This is a genomic window from Roseobacter sp. N2S, from assembly GCF_031454055.1.
In the GTDB taxonomy this organism is placed as follows: Bacteria; Pseudomonadota; Alphaproteobacteria; order Rhodobacterales; family Rhodobacteraceae; genus Amylibacter.
In genome coordinates this window covers 39280-52515 of record NZ_JAVDQB010000004.1, presented here as the reverse complement: position 1 = coordinate 52515, position 13236 = coordinate 39280, and the positions used below count along the sequence as shown (strand labels likewise).

Genomic DNA, 13236 nt, shown 5'->3' with positions numbered 1-13236 from the left:
TGAAAACACCCCGCTTCGGCGGGGTTTTTTTATGGGAAACGGCGCAGGGCGATAACGGCGTTCAGGCCGCCAAAAGCAAAGGCGTTGCTGATCGCCACATCAACTTTTACGTCACGGGCAATATTGGCGACGATATCCAGATCACAGTCCGGATCAGGCGTACGGTGGTTCACAGTGGGGGCAAGATGCCCGTCTTTGACCGCGGCGATGCAGGACAACAGCTCAACCGCCCCTGTGCCCCCCATAATATGCCCGTGCATGGATTTGGTGGACGACACCGCAACACTTTCTGCGGCGCTACCAAGAGCGCTGCGCAGCGCTGCCACTTCGGTTCTGTCATTCACAGTGGTGGCGGTGCCATGGGCGTTTACATAGCCGATTTGGGCCGCATCAATACCCCCATCCGCCAGTGCGCCACGCATGGCCCGTGCCGCCCCGTCTTGGTTTGGCACAATAATATCACCAGCATCCGCAGTCATGGAAAACCCTGCCACCTCGGCCAGAATGGTTGCGCCTCTTGCGCGGGCGTGGTCCAGATCTTCAAAGACAAACACCGCAGCGCCTTCACCCTGCACCATGCCGTTACGACTAGCGCAAAACGGGCGGCACCCGTCGGCAGACATAACGCGCAGACCCTCCCACGCCTTGATCCCGCCAAAGCACAGCATACTATCGCTGCCACCTGTGATCATAACATCCGCCGCGCCGCTGCGGATCATCTGAAAGGCCTGCCCCATAGCATGATTGGACGAGGCACAGGCCGTTGCCACCGTAAAACACGGCCCACGGGCACCAAAAATCATCGAGACTTGGCTAGAGGCCGCATTCATCATCAAACGGGGCACCACAAAGGGGTGAACGCGGTTTTTACCCTCTTCATAGACAGTGCGGTAGTTTTCATCTTGTGTCTGCAATCCGCCGCCAGCCGACCCTAAAATAACACCCGTTTTTAAGGACAGCTCATCCGTCAGGGTGACACCGGACTGGGCCATGGCCTCTTGGGCGGCCAGAACAGCGAATTGGGTAAAAGGATCAAACAGCGCCATTTGGGATCTGGTAAAATGTTGTGTCGGATCAAAGCCTTGAACCTGCCCACCGATCTGGATGGACAGGCGGTCAACATTCGGAAAATCCAGCGAACCGATGCCACAGGTACCTTCCATCATGGCAGATACAATGGCCGGGGCCGTATGTCCAAGCGCACAAATCGCGCCTTGCCCTGTGATCACAACACGGCGGGTCATTGGATCATCCTGTGGGCTTTTGAGCGGCGATCAACTGTTCCACGGCCTGCGTGATGGCCTGCACCGAGGACACATCAAAGGCCGAGGCTTCTGGATCATTTGCATTAAACGGCACTTCAATCGTGAACGCCTCTTCGATGGCGAAGATCACTTCAACCACCCCCATGCTGTCGATCGCCAAGTCTTCAAGCGTGGCTGTAGAAGATACGTCTGACGCGGACAGTAACGCCTGCTCGGCCAGGATTTCACGGATTTTTTCACTGACTGACATGTGCAAACGCGTCCTCGGCTCAAGTCTCGGCTGAGTGATTACTCATTTTCGTCCGACTTGAAAACAGTCTTTTCCAAACGTGCGACTTTTGCCACCAGTCGGGGCAAGCGGCGCAGCGCCTTATAGGATTCGATGTTCAGGTCCATTTTCATTGCCGGACTGCCCATCATCAAACGGCCCGAAGGCACATTGCTGGAAATACCGGATTTCCCCGCCGCAATCACGTCAGAGCCAATGGTGATGTGATCCGCCACGCCCACCTGACCACCCAGCACCACGCGATCGCCGATCTTGGTGCTGCCAGCCACGCCCACTTGACCACACAGCAAACAGTTCTGCCCCACAGTCACATTATGCCCCACATGCACCAAATTATCCAATTTGGTCCCGTCTCCGATGATTGTGTTGGCGATAGTCCCGCGATCAATTGCCGTGTTCGCGCCCACTTCTACGCGATCCCCAAGGATCACCGAACCAAGCGAGTTGATCCGTGCAAATCCGGCCGTTTGGCTGGCGCTGGTGATCTGCCCTGTGGCGCGGGCTTCCTCAACTGCGCCGGGTTTCGGAGTGACATAAGAAAACCCGTCCACCCCAATTGCAGCCCCTTGTTGTGCGTAGAAGTCATCGCCAATGCGCACCCGTGCGCCGATATGCGTACCTTGGTAAATCGTCGCGTTCCTGCCGATCTGCGCATCGCGTCCGATGGACACATGGCTGGCAATCCGCGCATTATCCCCGATCACAGCTCCAGCCCCGATCACCACAAATGGGCCAATCGACGGATTGGCACCCAATTTGGCAGTGGGATCAATCACCGCAGTTGAATGGATTCCTTCGGGAATGTCAGGCGCATGTTCAAACACCCGCGTCACCCCTGAAAGCACATAGCGCGAGCGGGGTGCAAAGATCGCTGCTTTCAAACCCAGCGCCTGCCAATCAGCACCGTCCCACAAGATAGCCGCCTGCGCCCGACCAGCGGTCAAAGGCTCTGCATAGCTTGGCTCCATCGCAAGGGCCAATTGATCAGTCGCAGCATTTTGCGGCTCTTGCACCGCTGAAATCATCAGGCTGGTGTCGCCAACAGCCTCGGCCCCGAGCGCATTAGCGATCTGTTTTATGGTGAATCTGGTCAAGGGTGCCCCCGAAAGATGCAGTCTACAAACGAAAACGGGCGCCTGATCCGGCGCCCGTTTCCCCGAAATCTGTCGCGGTTTTAGCCTTGAACGGCTTCCAAGGCCACCCCAGCTTTGTGAAGCGCGTTGAAGATTGTTTTATCGCGGCCATAAATATCACGGCGATAGTTTACGTGGCCCGTTTCACCGAAAAACGCGGTGCGGTAATCCAGATAGACCGGAACAGGCGTTTCAAGGTTCACATATTGCTCGCGCCCTGTGTTCAACCAGGACTTAAAAGCGCCTTCTGGATTAGAGGTCTGACGCTCCAGCAGTTTATAGGCGAATTCAAAGGGTTTTTGGACCCGCACACAGCCATGGCTGAACGCCCGCACTTCGCGGTTGAACAGGCTTTTGGACGGCGTGTCATGCAGGTAGATGTTGTATTTATTCGGGAACATGAACTTCACCAGCCCCAGCGCATTGCTGTTAGAAGGCCGCTGTTTGATGCTGTAGGGAAAGTTTTTGGTAGAATAGCCAGCCAGATTCACAGCCGCCGGATTTACCGCTTTACCATTGCGCCCGACCATAACCATGTTCCGGCGGGCCAGAAATCCCGGGTCTTTTTTCAGAATTGGCAAATACTCTTTACCAGCAATCGAACGCGGAACGTGCCACGTCGGGTTTACGACCATATGGGTCATTTCGTCGTGAAACTCGGGTGTGCGGTCTTTGGAAACTTTACCAATTACAGTAATCGACGTGAAAGACACTTTGTTGTTATCGTACAGATTGAACGAAAAATCTGCCAAATTCACTACAATGTGGCGTTTACCCCGCTCGCGGTTCATCCAGCGTTCCCGCTCCAGGTTTACCAAAACCTGCTGCAACCGCGTTTCCGCCGACGTGTTCATCACTTTAAGAGTACCCGGTCCCGCAACGCCGTCCGCTGTCAGGCCGTAATCGGTTTGAAACTCCTTAACCACTTCAACCAGACGTTCATCAAAGGCGGTGTCCGCGCCCAATGAGCCATAGCCAAGTTGCGACAGACGGGTCCGCATGGCGATGACGTTCTTGCTGGATGAGCCGGGTTTCAAAGTTGCAACGGGAATTTTCTCACCGTAGCCGCCCATTCCGATCAATCGTTCCAACCGTGCCTTTTCTTTCAAAAGACGCGCGTATTCAGGGTGTTGTGGCACCAAAGCCCGAAAAAACCCGCTGGGGGAGCTTTTGGAAATGGCTTCTAGCAATGCAATCTCGGAACGGCGCGGCGGCTGAACTGCAATTTCGCGATCAACTTTGATCGGCTCAAGCACACCCGAAGACAGGTCCTGCGCATAATCTAGGAAAATACGTGTGGCCATCAATTCGGTGGCAGATCCATCGCCGGTGCGGGCTTTGCGCAGCGCGTCTTCTAATTCAGCCACACGGTATTGCGAGGTCGGCAACCCCTGCTCGGATGAATTGCGCAAAGCGTCAATCAGGGCTTCAGCCCGTGCGCGGTTGGCGGTGCCAACCCAAATTGGCTGGTAATTGCGGTTGGCATAAAACTGGCGTGCATCGCTGGCAACGGATTTGTCGCCCAGAATCGCAGTGGATAATTCCACGTTGGTGGTGTTGGCAAAAGCGGGTTGGATGGCAAAACCCGAAACAAGTGTTATGGCCGCAGAAGCTGCGAATCCTAATAATCCGGTTCTTAAAAAATACATAGTTCCCTCAGTACTCAGATAGTTTTCCTTCCCTTACCTATTCCAGCGCCTGAAGGAAAAATATAGTTCAATCGTGTTTTTAGCTTATTTTCGCCTAAATCGCTGTTTATCTACAACGGTGAGGCGGAACAAAATGTGATCAAAATCACGCATTCTAATAAAACAGGTAAGGCTTCGGGAAGTAAGCAGAAAAACGCTCATCCGAAATCTAAAAACTTGGCGCAAGAATCGGAATGTGTAATAAAACGTCAGCAAATGTTACCGGGACACTAAATGAGCGCCACCTAAGTGGGGCCGCAGAGACGAGACAGAGAATGACAATCATGGGCACTCCCACCGATATATTATCGCGCCGTAAACTGCTGGGCGCTTTCGCAGCAGTCGCAATGGTTCCAGCAGCCCCGCACTTCGCCAAGGCTGCCAGCTACAATAAAGGCGCTGGCAATATTCGCAAAGTGAACCTTCGGAACCAACGGACAGGTGAATCGCTGAATTCGATCTATTGGATCGAAGGTGAATACATCAATCCAGCGCTGGAAGAGATCAACTACTTCATGCGCGACTGGCGTGAAAATTCTGTTCGCAACATGGATCGCCGCAACGTCGACCTGATCGCAGCAACGCACAATCTGCTGGAAACAACAGAACCGTTTTTGGTTCTGTCCGGTTACCGCACAGCCCGCACGAACGCGATGTTGCGCGGCAGATCACGGGGTGTTGCCAAATCCAGCTACCACATCAAAGGCATGGCCGCTGATTTGCGTCTTGGTTCCCGTTCGGTCACACAAATTTCCAAAGCGGGCCTTGCCTGTCATGCAGGTGGTGTGGGCAAATACTATCGGTCCAATTTTGTGCATCTGGATTGCGGTCCTGTTCGTACTTGGGGCGGCTAATCTAACCGTCTTACATATATAACGCGCTGGAACCTAAAAGGTTCCACACAGTTCAAAATAAAACCCGCTGCTGCGGGTTTTATTTTGTCTTATTGGTGTGCCCGTTGCAAAAGGCTTTTAAATCAAGCCCGTACAGTGCCGTCCCCACGCACCAGATATTTAAAACTGGTCAGTTGTTCCGCCCCTACGGGCCCGCGTGCGTGCATTTTACCTGTGGCGATGCCGATCTCCGCCCCCATGCCAAATTCTCCCCCATCTGCAAATTGGGTCGAGGCATTGTGCATCAAAATCGCGCTGTCCAACCGACTGAAAAAACGGTCTACAACGACGCCGTCTTCGGCCATGATACAATCCGTGTGGTTTGACCCATACTGCTGGATATGCGCAATCGCACCGTCCACCCCGTCAACCAGTTTGGCGGCGATTATCATGTCCAGAAACTCATGACCAAAATCATCGTTCGACGCGGACACAACACCGTTGATCCCTTGCAAAGAGGCGTCCGCGCGGACTTCAACACCAGCCTTTAACAGATCTTCAACAAAGGGTGCGCCATGCGTTTCAAAAAAGCCGCGATCCACCAACAGACATTCGGCTGAACCGCAAATCCCTGTGCGCCGCGTTTTAGCGTTCAACACAACCGCACAGGTTTTTTCAACATCCGCGCTGGCATCCACGTAGATGTGGCAAATCCCTTCGAGATGGGCAAAAACCGGTACTCGCGCATCGGCTTGAACCCGCGCCACCAAACCTTTGCCCCCCCGAGGCACGATCACGTCGATATAATCGGTCATGCCCAGCATTTCCCCCACGGCCGCGCGATCCCGCGTCGGCACCAGTTGGATGGCCGTAGCAGGCAGGCCCGCGTTGGTTAAACCTTCGACCAGACATTCATGGATCAATCCCGAGGAATGGAAACTTTCCGACCCACCCCGCAAAATTGCCGCATTGCCCGCTTTCAGGCATAAAGCCCCCGCATCAGCGGTTACATTCGGGCGGCTTTCATAAATCACCCCAATCACCCCCAAAGGCGTGCGCACCCGTTGGATATGCAGGCCCGTAGGCTGGGTCCATTCAGCGATCACACTGCCAACCGGATCAACCTGCCCCGCGACCGAGCGAACACCCGATGCCATGGCCGTTATACGATCTGCGTCCAGCATCAAACGGTCCATCATGGCAGGCGACAGGCCTTTGTCGCGCCCAAAATCCAAATCCAGCCTGTTGGCTGCAATCAGATCATCCATGCGCCGCTCCATTGCATCCGCAGCAGCGTTCAAAGCCTGCTGTTTCTGATCTGCCGTGGCATAGGCTAATTCCGCGCTGGCTGTTTTGGCGGCTTTGCCAATGGTCTGCATTTCTGCCTGAATATCCATGTCTTCCCTCATGTCACCATATCGTCGCGGTGCACCAGCGCCGCGCGGCCTGTGTGGCCCAAAACCTCAGCGATTTCACTGCTTTTACGCCCTGCAATCGCCACAGCTTCGCTTGAACTGTACCCGATAAGGCCGCGACCATACTCAATATTATTTAAATCAACGATGCGAACAGGATCACCCCGATCAAACTTGCCTTGCACCGATAAAACCCCGGCAGACAGCAAGGATTTTCCCGATTGCAACGCCTGTGCTGCGCCTGCATCCACTACGACTGTGCCACGCGGCTTCATACCTGCAATCCATTGCTTGCGCGCCGCTTTGGGATTGGTCGCCGCCAGAAACCACGACGAAGGCGCGCCGCTTTGCAATGCCCCGAGCGGTTCCAACTGGTTGCCTTCCATTATCGCCATGGCACACCCCGCCTGCATTGCGGTTTTCGCCGCCATCAGCTTGGTCTTCATCCCGCCCTTGGCCGCCGCTGTACCAGCATCTCCTGCCATAGCTTCCAGTTCAGGCGTGATTTCCGAAACAGTTTCAAACTTACGGGCATCCGGATCGGTTTTGGGATTGGCTGAGTAAAAACCATCCACGTCAGACAGCAGAACCAACACATCCGCCCCCGCCATAGAGGCCACTTGTGCGGCCAGCCTGTCATTGTCACCGAAGCGGATTTCATCGGTGGCCACCGTGTCATTTTCATTCACGATCGGCACCACGCCGTACCCCAGCAAAGCCTCAAACGTGGCGCGGGAATTCAGATACCGCCGCCGGTTGGCGCTATCGTCCAGCGTCAGCAGAACTTGTGCGGTTTTTATATCATAGGGTGCCAGAATTTCTTCGTAAGCCCGCGCCAGCCGGATTTGCCCGACAGCCGCCGCCGCTTGGGCCTGTTCCAGCGGCAAAACACCCTCTGCCAGCCCCAGAACCCGCCGTCCCAGCGCAATTGAGCCTGAACTGACCACAACAACGTCACGCCCCTGCTTCTTTTGAGCACAAATATCTAAAGCCAGTGATTTCAGCCAGTCTAACCGCAACTGGCCAGACGCCGCATCCACCAAAAGCGCAGAGCCGATCTTGACCACCACACGTTTGGCGGTTTTCAGCGGGTTTTCACCAACAGATTCAAAGCCAGAGTTTACGGACGCCATCCAGTATCCTCCGGTGCTGCCTCCGCCTTGTTCCGGCTTAGGATTTCGGCCCGTACCGCACGCAGAACCTCGGTCAAACCATCCCGTGCCACGCCGGAAATCTGATAGACCGTGCCCCCTGTCGCCTGTTCCAGCGCATTGTGCTTTTCAGCCTGCTCGACATCGTCCAGCGCGTCAATTTTGTTCAGCGCAGTTACACGGGGTTTATCGGCCAGATCGCCGCCGTATTCTTCTAATTCGGTAATGATGGTGTGATAGTCGCCCACAACATCATCACTGGTGCCATCAATCAGATGCAACAGAACCGCACAGCGTTCTACGTGGCCAAGGAACCGGTCCCCGATGCCTTTGCCTTCATGGGCACCTGCGATCAGGCCGGGAATATCAGCGATCACAAATTCAGCATTGTCCACGCCCACAACGCCCAGATTAGGATGCAGCGTTGTGAAGGGATAGTCAGCGATTTTCGGGCGCGCATTGGACGTGGCGGCCAGAAAGGTGGATTTTCCTGCATTGGGAAGCCCCAAAAGACCCGCATCCGCGATCAGTTTCAGCCGCAGCCAGACGGTGCGCTCTACAATCGGCTGACCCGGATTGGCGCGGCGCGGCGCCTGATTGGTTGAAGATTTGAAATGCAGGTTACCAAACCCGCCATTCCCACCCGAGGCCAGCAAAACCCGCTGCCCCACATAGGTCAGATCCGCAATCACGGTATCTTCGTCCTCTTCCAGAATTTCCGTTCCCACAGGCACGTGCAAAATACTGTCTTCGCCGTCTTTTCCCGAACGCTGCTTGCCCATACCAGGGCGGCCGTTTTTGGCAAAGAAGTGTTGTTGATAGCGAAAGTCGATTAACGTGTTCAGCCCATCAACAGCGACAGCCCAGACATCACCGCCCTGCCCGCCATTACCCCCGTCCGGCCCGCCGAATTCTTCGTGGGCAGCGCGGCGGAACGAGACACAGCCGTTGCCGCCTGCGCCGGATTTAAGATGTACTTTGGCTAGGTCGAGGAATTTCATGTGGTTAGGCTTTCTGACCGGTTGGGCCACGGATATATCAAGGGCAAGCGCGGCTCAACCCGACAGTTGGGCTAATCTTCGATGCGCAGCACATAGTCCCATGTATCCACCATACCGTTGCGTGCAAGGCAAAACACCTCACTTTCGCCGATCAAGGCGAATCCCGCGTTGGTCACAACCTTTGCCGAGGCAGGATTGTCCTGAAAGATACTTGCAACCAGTGAACGATCATTCAATGGGTTGGCCTTGACCAGCGCGGTCAACGCCTCGCTGGCAAGACCGGTGTTCCAGAATTGCGGCGCAATCCAGTAACTGACCTTGGACTGGCCTTCGGTGACGTTTTCCAGTTCCATCAGGCCCAGAAACTCCCCCGCGTCCTGACTGGTGCCATCAATGGCCCAGACGTTTTCGGCGCTGTCCTTCTTGGTCACGCGGTCCAAATAGACCGCCATCACGCCCGGAGGCAGCGGGTGCGGAATATCCGTTGTCATTTTAGCCAAACGCACGTCTGCGGCGTAAAGCTCAATTAGGCCGCAATCGGATGATCGGATCGGACGCAGCGTAAATCGCTCTGTCGGAATGACCATTTGGCCGGAAATTTCAGATTGCATCATGGGTCAACCTCCCTGAACCAGTACAAATAAAACACTTAGAACTGTAAGCGCGGCAAGCGCCCACATTAACCACCGCTCCGCTGGTTTCCCAGCCACCGTCGCGGCTAAACGATCGCCGCCCCAACACCACAACGGGTGCAGAACGACCTGACAGGCGAACAAACAAGCCGCGATAATCGCAGTGGCCTGTAGAGTTGGCGTGCCTGGTTCCACAAAATTGGTAAATCCTGCGGTTATCATCGCCCAAGCCTTGGGGTTGAGCGGATGAACAATCAAACCTGCGGCAAATCCCGGAGCCGCGCCTGCGGCCCGTCCCGGTGTCAGCTTCAGATTCGCAACTTTCCACGCCAGCCAGATGATATAGGCTGCCGAGATGAATTTCAGCGCGGTAAAGAGCAAGGGAACTTGCGTGGCCAGCCCCATTAACCCAAAACCGATTGGCCAGATGATCAACTGCTTACCAACCGCCACACCAGCCACAAATCGCAATGATGCGCGCAGCCCATAGCGGGCCCCCGTTGCCAGCAAAGCCATATTTGCCGGGCCCGGTGTGCCGACCTGACTGGCTGCGAATGCCAGAAATGTCACGGTTGCAACGCTCATTTGAAATAGGTGCCTTTGAAATGGAAAAAGGGCCGGTTTTTCAACCGACCCTTTAGAATTTTTAAATTCCGATGTTGGTTCGGCTTATTCTGCGGCCTCTGCCACCGGGAGAACCGAAATAAAGGTACGGTTTTTGAATCCCTTACGGAACGACACGGCGCCTTCTACTGTTGCAAAGATTGTGTGATCTTTGCCTTGGCCGACGCCTTCACCTGGCCACCATTTGTTGCCGCGTTGACGCGCAAGAATGTTGCCCGGAATAACAGCTTCGCCGCCGTATTTTTTAATTCCCAAGCGACGCCCAGCGGAGTCGCGACCGTTGCGGGATGAGCCGCCTGCTTTTTTATGTGCCATTAGGTCTCTCCTTAGCCTTTAGTCAGTTCTTTAGCCTGGTCTACCCAGCCTTCACGCTCAATACGACCCTTGAACGACAATTTCTCGTCGAACTCGGCGATGTCTGCTTCGCCCCATGCTGCGATCTGCGCAAAAGACGTCACGCCAGCAGCGTTCAGTTTCTTTTCAAGTGCAGGGCCAACGCCGGACAGTTTTTTCAGATCGTCAGCACCGTCAACTGCGGGTGCAGCGGTTTCGGCTTTTGCTTCGGATTTTTTCGCAGCTTTAGGGGCCGCTTTCTTGTCTGCTTTGGCCTTCTTGGGGGCAGCTTCAACAGGTGCAACCACAAAGCCTGCGCCGTTTACAGCGGCCATAACGCCAGATTTATCGGCGCCAGATGCCAAAATGTCTGTGACACGCAGAACGGTCAGTTGCTGACGGTGGCCTTTTTTGCGCTGCGAAGAGTGCTTACGACGACGTTTGACATAGTTGATAACCTTCGGGCCTTTGGCCTGCTCAAGGATCTCAGCTTGTACACCAGCACCAGCAACGGTGGGTGTGCCAACAGTGGTGCTATCACCACCCAGCATCAGAACTTCGTTGAATTGAACGGTTTCACCGGCGTTGCCTGCAATCTTTTCGATTTTCAGCACATCGCCAGAAACAACTTTATACTGTTTGCCACCAGTTTTTACGACTGCGAACATATGTTCGACCTTCTTATCTACCGCGTCCTGTGGCCACCCTTAGATCGGGTTTTGATCCAGATCAGAGGTGTTCGTAGGGGATTTCCCTGCCTCGGACAGCGCGTCTTGGTTAGACGAAATTAAAATTACCCGACGAACGGATGTAGGTCAGGTGCGCGGGGTATCGGGTATCAGAGGTGCGTTGTCAACCCGCTTGCCCCTTTTTCAATCCACAAAAGCATCGGCCCACAGTTTTTTGTCCAAACCCTCATACAGGTCTTGCAGATAGGGCGCGTAATTCTGCCAGGACTTAACCGAAGAGCGGTAAATCTTCTGACGAACCTGATTGACACTGGCCGTGCGCACCGCCCGCTTTGTTTTGTGAAACTCAAGCACGCTATCTTGCCATTCAAGACCCAAATAGTCCAACAGCTTGCGGCTTTCGCCCTCTTGGTCAGCCACCAGTGCTTCGTAACTGACGTGGTAAATCTGATCCGGGAACAATTCATCCCAACGGTTCATCATTTGTTTATAGCTGTTGGCAAATCGCGCCAGTTCAACTTGGTCATAGGCGTATTGATGGGCGTATGTGTCAAAGAAGTTCTTATAGATGGAAAAGCAATTGTCCCGCGGGTCGCGTACCGTGTTGATGATCTTGGCATTTGGGAACAGGGTTTTAATCAAACCCACATTGAAAAAATTCCCCGGCATTTTATCCACAACCCGCGCGGCGCCTTTTGCATTGCGGGTTAGTTCTGCCAGATAAGCGGTCGTAAACCCTTGCCCGTCCGCTGCTGTGGCCTTTGCACCTTTATCATAAAGGGTTTTGCCCATTTCCGTCACCGCGTTCAATTCTCCGGCGCCGAAAACATCACTGTGGGTCGCGATGATCTGTTCCACCAAAGACGTGCCAGAGCGCATCATCCCCAGTATGAAAACCGGAACCTCGGTCGGGTCCGCGGCATCGCGTAGCGCGGCAAAAGCATCTGTTTCAAAGGCCTTGGTGATCCGAGCGAATTTCTTGTCATCCGTTTCGGGCAGTGGCGGCATGTCTTGGCGGTAAAGCCTGTTGGCCGTTTCCAGACAGGCATAGCTTTTGCCATAGTCACCGGTTTTTTCAAAATGATGTCCCAGCGCAAAACCAAGGTGAACCTTATCAATCTGCGCAGTTTGCTCAGCCTGAAACAAGGTTTCCATCTGCGAGATTAGCGGCCCGCGATCCCCAAGCGGCACAAGATCCAGCATCATCCGCAACGCCTGTGCGTGGGCGGGCTCAATTGCAAGCACCCGTTCGAATACCCCAATCGCCTGCGTGCTTTGGCCCGACTCATTATATATGATCGCCAGTTGCAGCAGAGTTTCCGTGTTCTTGGAATCAATCACCAGAGCCTGCTCTAGCAGCTCAACCGCCTCGGCGCTTTTACCGTCCGCGGCAAACACCCCGGCCAGATTGGCCAAAGCCCCTGCATCTTTGGGCGCAATAGCAAGGGCTGCGCGAAAGTCAGCTTCTGCCCCGACACGATCATGGCGTGATGTTTTCAACGACCCCCGACTGTTAAGTGCATTGGCATAATTGGGCGCATATTTCAACGCCAGATCATAGTGTTGTAGCGCTGCATCCGACTGACCCATGGCGAAATATGCCACCCCCAGATTGTGATGTGCCTCGGCATAATCCGGTTTTTTCGCGATGGCCTTTTGCAACACAGGCACCGCATCATTAGGTCGTTCGATCTGAACCAGATAGGACCCGTAATTCGACATCGCCTCAACAAAATTCGGGTTCAATTTGATCGCCCATTTAAAAGCCTCAATCGCCGCCTTTTGATCGCCAACCATGCCACTGGCATAACCCAGAATATTATACACAAAGGGTTCATTCGGGAAGGCTGCCGACATGTCACGAGCCACCCGCTGGGCATTCGCAAAATCACCAGAATTCAGCACTTGCACCAAAACATTAGCGTCAGCCTGCGTCATCGCCCGACCGACCGTACCGCCCTGTTTTTCCAACCGCGCCAAGGCTTTCTTTGCTTTGGAATGTTTCGGGGCTTTGGTCAAAACCTGACGGTAAAGCGCCACTGCACGTGCGACATCCCCCGCTGTCGCCGCCTGCTCCGCTGCATCCAGAACCTGTTTAATCGTTGCGCCTGCGCCCGCCATAGTAACCCCAATTTCCGTGTAACTGCGCTTTTGACAAGCCAACTTCGCCCTGTCCAGCGCTT

13 protein-coding genes are annotated in these 13236 nt (G+C 54.5%); 1 reads left to right on the top strand and 12 read right to left on the bottom strand.

Annotated features, from left to right (window positions below; all coding sequences use genetic code 11):
• Positions 1 to 29: 29 nt before the first annotated feature.
• From GGE09_RS11475 to GGE09_RS11460, 4 genes are all read right to left on the bottom strand, one after another.
• Entirely contained in the window at positions 30 to 1244 is a 1215-nt protein-coding gene (locus tag GGE09_RS11475) for a beta-ketoacyl-[acyl-carrier-protein] synthase family protein (RefSeq protein ID WP_309746274.1), read from the bottom strand.
• A 4-nt stretch (positions 1245 to 1248) separates the two neighbouring features.
• The gene (locus GGE09_RS11470; protein WP_405048548.1) at positions 1249 to 1515 is read right to left on the bottom strand and encodes an acyl carrier protein; all 267 of its coding nucleotides are present in this window, start codon (positions 1513 to 1515) and stop codon (positions 1249 to 1251) included.
• 38 nt (positions 1516 to 1553) lie between these two features.
• Positions 1554 to 2648 carry a UDP-3-O-(3-hydroxymyristoyl)glucosamine N-acyltransferase gene (gene lpxD / locus GGE09_RS11465; RefSeq protein ID WP_309746272.1) on the bottom strand — a complete coding sequence of 365 codons (1095 nt, stop codon included), beginning with the start codon at positions 2646 to 2648 and terminating at the stop codon, positions 1554 to 1556.
• Between the two features lie 80 nt (positions 2649 to 2728).
• Positions 2729 to 4336, bottom strand: a complete 1608-nt coding sequence (locus GGE09_RS11460) for a L,D-transpeptidase family protein (RefSeq protein ID WP_309746271.1) — start codon at positions 4334 to 4336, stop codon at positions 2729 to 2731.
• Positions 4337 to 4650: 314 nt separating this feature from the next.
• Here GGE09_RS11460 and GGE09_RS11455 point away from each other — a divergent pair, with 314 nt between their 5' ends.
• Positions 4651 to 5229, top strand: a complete 579-nt coding sequence (locus tag GGE09_RS11455) for a DUF882 domain-containing protein (RefSeq protein WP_309746270.1) — start codon at positions 4651 to 4653, stop codon at positions 5227 to 5229.
• A 122-nt stretch (positions 5230 to 5351) separates the two neighbouring features.
• Here the strand turns inward: GGE09_RS11455 and GGE09_RS11450 are convergent, their stop codons facing one another.
• The 8 genes from GGE09_RS11450 to GGE09_RS11415 all read right to left on the bottom strand — a co-directional run bounded on the left by GGE09_RS11450 (position 5352) and on the right by GGE09_RS11415 (position 13174).
• Positions 5352 to 6617 carry a glutamate-5-semialdehyde dehydrogenase gene (locus GGE09_RS11450; protein ID WP_309746269.1) on the bottom strand — a complete coding sequence of 422 codons (1266 nt, stop codon included), beginning with the start codon at positions 6615 to 6617 and terminating at the stop codon, positions 5352 to 5354.
• Positions 6614 to 7756: a glutamate 5-kinase gene (proB, locus tag GGE09_RS11445; RefSeq protein ID WP_309746268.1), complete on the bottom strand. Its 1143-nt coding sequence runs from the start codon at positions 7754 to 7756 to the stop codon at positions 6614 to 6616. Before proB ends, GGE09_RS11450 begins: the two co-directional genes overlap by 4 nt.
• Positions 7744 to 8775, bottom strand: coding sequence for a GTPase ObgE (gene obgE / locus GGE09_RS11440; protein ID WP_309746267.1), 1032 nt, complete (start codon positions 8773 to 8775; stop codon positions 7744 to 7746). The genes proB and obgE overlap by 13 nt, the downstream gene beginning before the upstream one ends.
• Positions 8776 to 8846: 71 nt before the next feature.
• Positions 8847 to 9389, bottom strand: coding sequence for a GNAT family N-acetyltransferase (locus GGE09_RS11435; protein ID WP_309746266.1), 543 nt, complete (start codon positions 9387 to 9389; stop codon positions 8847 to 8849).
• A gap of 3 nt (positions 9390 to 9392) precedes the next feature.
• Positions 9393 to 9992 (bottom strand): LysE family translocator, encoded by a 600-nt coding sequence (locus tag GGE09_RS11430; protein ID WP_309746265.1) that lies wholly within the window; start codon positions 9990 to 9992, stop codon positions 9393 to 9395.
• An 84-nt stretch (positions 9993 to 10076) separates the two neighbouring features.
• Positions 10077 to 10346 (bottom strand): 50S ribosomal protein L27, encoded by a 270-nt coding sequence (gene rpmA, locus GGE09_RS11425; RefSeq protein WP_309746264.1) that lies wholly within the window; start codon positions 10344 to 10346, stop codon positions 10077 to 10079.
• 11 nt (positions 10347 to 10357) lie between these two features.
• Entirely contained in the window at positions 10358 to 11032 is a 675-nt protein-coding gene (locus GGE09_RS11420; RefSeq protein ID WP_309746263.1) for a 50S ribosomal protein L21, read from the bottom strand.
• Positions 11033 to 11236: 204 nt separating this feature from the next.
• Positions 11237 to 13174 (bottom strand): sulfotransferase, encoded by a 1938-nt coding sequence (locus GGE09_RS11415; RefSeq protein WP_309746262.1) that lies wholly within the window; start codon positions 13172 to 13174, stop codon positions 11237 to 11239.
• Positions 13175 to 13236: the final 62 nt, after the last annotated feature.

Excerpts from the sequence above, each read along its gene's own strand:
- GGE09_RS11475 (WP_309746274.1), bottom strand. The coding sequence starts at position 1,244 with ATGACCCGCCGTGTTGTGATCACAGGGCAAGGCGCGATTTGTGCGCTT.
- GGE09_RS11470 (WP_405048548.1), bottom strand. The coding sequence starts at position 1,515 with ATGTCAGTCAGTGAAAAAATCCGTGAAATCCTGGCCGAGCAGGCGTTA.
- GGE09_RS11460 (WP_309746271.1), bottom strand. The coding sequence starts at position 4,336 with ATGTATTTTTTAAGAACCGGATTATTAGGATTCGCAGCTTCTGCGGCC.
- GGE09_RS11455 (WP_309746270.1), top strand. The coding sequence starts at position 4,651 with ATGACAATCATGGGCACTCCCACCGATATATTATCGCGCCGTAAACTG.
- GGE09_RS11450 (WP_309746269.1), bottom strand. The coding sequence starts at position 6,617 with ATGAGGGAAGACATGGATATTCAGGCAGAAATGCAGACCATTGGCAAA.
- proB (WP_309746268.1), bottom strand. The coding sequence starts at position 7,756 with ATGGCGTCCGTAAACTCTGGCTTTGAATCTGTTGGTGAAAACCCGCTG.
- obgE (WP_309746267.1), bottom strand. The coding sequence starts at position 8,775 with ATGAAATTCCTCGACCTAGCCAAAGTACATCTTAAATCCGGCGCAGGC.
- GGE09_RS11435 (WP_309746266.1), bottom strand. The coding sequence starts at position 9,389 with ATGATGCAATCTGAAATTTCCGGCCAAATGGTCATTCCGACAGAGCGA.
- GGE09_RS11430 (WP_309746265.1), bottom strand. The coding sequence starts at position 9,992 with ATGAGCGTTGCAACCGTGACATTTCTGGCATTCGCAGCCAGTCAGGTC.
- rpmA (WP_309746264.1), bottom strand. The coding sequence starts at position 10,346 with ATGGCACATAAAAAAGCAGGCGGCTCATCCCGCAACGGTCGCGACTCC.
- GGE09_RS11420 (WP_309746263.1), bottom strand. The coding sequence starts at position 11,032 with ATGTTCGCAGTCGTAAAAACTGGTGGCAAACAGTATAAAGTTGTTTCT.
- GGE09_RS11415 (WP_309746262.1), bottom strand. The coding sequence starts at position 13,174 with ATGGCGGGCGCAGGCGCAACGATTAAACAGGTTCTGGATGCAGCGGAG.